This is a genomic window from Mesorhizobium sp. M2C.T.Ca.TU.002.02.1.1 (assembly GCF_003997225.1).
This window is the reverse complement of the sequence record NZ_RZTO01000801.1, coordinates 1-2,748: the sequence shown is the minus strand read 5'-3', so window position 1 is coordinate 2,748 and position 2,748 is coordinate 1. Positions and strand designations below refer to the sequence as shown.

Annotated in this window: 4 protein-coding genes; all 4 read left to right on the top strand. The window is 62.4% G+C overall.

The window, feature by feature from the left end:
• The coding region (locus tag EOD07_RS29625; RefSeq protein WP_164772659.1) for an ABC transporter permease subunit at positions 1-348 on the top strand (348 nt) is incomplete at its 5' end.
• Entirely contained in the window at positions 345-638 is a 294-nt protein-coding gene (locus tag EOD07_RS29620) for a DUF2160 domain-containing protein (protein ID WP_206519596.1), read from the top strand. The genes EOD07_RS29625 and EOD07_RS29620, both read left to right, overlap by 4 nt.
• A gap of 76 nt (positions 639-714) precedes the next feature.
• Positions 715-2,442 (top strand): ABC transporter substrate-binding protein, encoded by a 1,728-nt coding sequence (locus tag EOD07_RS29615; RefSeq protein WP_127237859.1) that lies wholly within the window; start codon positions 715-717, stop codon positions 2,440-2,442.
• Positions 2,443-2,532: 90 nt separating this feature from the next.
• A partial coding sequence (locus tag EOD07_RS29610; RefSeq protein ID WP_245470541.1) for an FGGY family carbohydrate kinase occupies positions 2,533-2,748 on the top strand: 216 nt, incomplete at its 3' end.

Genomic DNA, 2,748 nt, shown 5'->3' with positions numbered 1-2,748 from the left:
GGCTTCATGTCCGGCGTGCCGAAGGAGATCGACGAGACCGCCTATATCGACGGCTATTCGTTCCCGCGCTTCTTTGTGAAGATATTCATGCCGCTGATCGCGAGCGGCATCGGCGTCGCCTGCTTCTTCTGCTTCATGTTCTCCTGGGTGGAGCTCCTGATCGCGCGCACGCTGACCACGACCGACGCCAAGCCGATCGCCGCCACCATGACCCGCACGGTCTCTGCCGCCGGCATGGACTGGGGCCTGCTCGCCGCCGCGGGCGTGCTGACGCTGATCCCCGGCGCCTTGGTCATCTGGTTCGTGCGCAATTACATCGCCAAGGGCTTCGCCCTGGGGAGGGTCTGACCATGAACCTCGACTTTTCGTGGATGGCGTGGACCTGGCCGACGGCCGCCTTCTTCATCGTGATTGCGCTGATGCTCTGCGGCATGGGCTTTTGGGAATATGTCGCGCCCGGCGGCAATCCGCGCGTCGGCCTGCTGCGCTTCGAGACGACGCGCGGCGACCGCCTTTTCCTTTCGCTGCTCGGCAGCGCCTTCATCCATCTCGCTTGGCTGGGTCTGATAGGACCCAACCTGTGGTGGGCTCTCGCTCTCTCCGTGGTCTACGCCATTGGCGTGTTCCGATACGTATAGAGGGGGAATAGCCGGAGCGGCCGCGTGCTGGCGGCCGCCCCGGATCGAACTTGAAACCTAAGACTGGAGGAGACACATGCGACGGCAATTTCTGACATCCACGACCGCCCTTGTTCTATTGCTCGGGGTGGGCCATGCCTATGCCGGGATGGACGAGGCAAAAGCCTTTCTCGACAAGGAGATAGGCGACCTTTCGACGCTTTCGCGCGCCGATCAGGAAAAGGAAATGCAGTGGTTCATCGATGCCGCGAAGCCGTTCGCTGGCATGGAGATCAAGGTCGTTTCGGAAACCATCGCCACCCATTCCTATGAATCGCAAGTGCTGGCGCCGGCCTTCTCCGCGATCACCGGCATCAAGCTGACGCACGACACGATCCAGGAAGGCGATGTCGTCGAGAAGATCCAGACGCAGATGCAGACGGGACAGAACCTCTATGATGGCTGGGTCAACGACTCCGACCTCATCGGCACGCACTGGCGCTACCAGCAGGTGCGCAACCTGACCGACTGGATGGCAGGCGACGGCAAGGACGTCACCAATCCGAACCTCGACCTGAAGGACTTCATCGGCACGTCGTTCACCACGGCGCCTGACAAGAAGCTCTACCAGCTTCCCGACCAGCAGTTCGCGAACCTCTACTGGTTCCGTTACGACTGGTTCAATGACGAGAAGAACAAGGCGGACTTCAAGGCCAAATACGGCTACGACCTCGGCGTTCCGGTCAACTGGTCGGCCTACGAGGACATCGCCGAGTTCTTCACCGGCCGCGAGATCGACGGCAAGAAGGTCTATGGCCACATGGACTACGGCAAGAAGGACCCGTCGCTCGGCTGGCGGTTCACCGACGCGTGGCTCTCCATGGCCGGCAATGGCGACAAGGGCATTCCGAATGGCCTGCCGGTCGACGAGTGGGGCATCAAGGTCGATGAGAATTCGCGCCCTGTCGGTTCCTGCACCGCGCGCGGCGGCGACACCAACGGCCCGGCGGCGGTCTACTCGATCCAGAAATATCTCGACTGGCTGAAGGCCTACGCTCCCGCCGAAGCGCAGGGCATGACCTTCTCCGAATCTGGCCCGGTTCCGGCGCAGGGCGCGGTTGCCCAGCAGATATTCTGGTACACCGCCTTCACCGCTTCGATGGTCGACGCCGGCGCCAAGGCCGTGATGAACGACGACGGCACGCCGAAATGGCGCATGGCCCCATCGCCGCACGGCGTCTACTGGAAGGACGGCATGAAGCTCGGCTACCAGGACGTGGGTTCCTGGACACTGATGAAGTCGACGCCGACCGACCGCGCCAAGGCCGCCTGGCTCTATGCGCAGTTCGTCACCTCGAAGACCGTCGATGTGAAGAAGAGCCATGTCGGCCTGACCTTCATCCGCGAGAGCACGATCCACGACAAGAGCTTCACCGAGCGCGCGCCGAAGCTCGGCGGTCTGATCGAGTTCTACCGATCGCCGGCCCGCGTGCAGTGGTCGCCGACCGGGACCAACGTGCCTGACTATCCGAAGCTGGCGCAGCTCTGGTGGCAGGCGATCGGCGATGCTTCGTCGGGCGCCAAGAGCGCGCAGGAAGCAATGGACTCGCTCTGCGCCGAACAGGAAAAGGTCATGAGCCGCATCGAGAAGTCGGGCGTCCAGGGCGATATCGGTCCGAAGATGGCCGAAGAGCATGACCTCGCCTACTGGAACGCCGACGCGGTCAAGAAAGGCAATCTCGCGCCTCAGCTCAAGATCGAGAACGAGAAGGAAAAGCCGATCACCGTCAATTACGACGAGCTGGTGAAGAGCTGGCAGAAGTAACTGCATGACGCAGGCCTGCGGACCTGTGTAGGAAATGCAGGGGAGGCGGCTTGGCCGTCTCCCCTGTTGCATGAGAGTGGAGGAAACGGAATGAGCGGTTTTGTGCTGGCGATCGACCAGGGAACGACATCGACCCGGGCGATCCTGTTCGACGACAAGATGAAGGTCGCCGGCACCGGCCAGCAGGAATTTGCCCAGCACTATCCCGCCTCCGGTTGGGTCGAGCACGATCCGGAAGACATCTGGGCGAGCGTCGTCGCGACGGTGAAGGCGGCGCTGAAAGCGGCCGGCCGCGCGGCATCGGAT

Bases quoted from the DNA above. Each gene is read 5' to 3' on its own strand.
- EOD07_RS29615 (WP_127237859.1), top strand. From the start codon at position 715: ATGCGACGGCAATTTCTGACATCCACGACCGCCCTTGTTCTATTGCTC.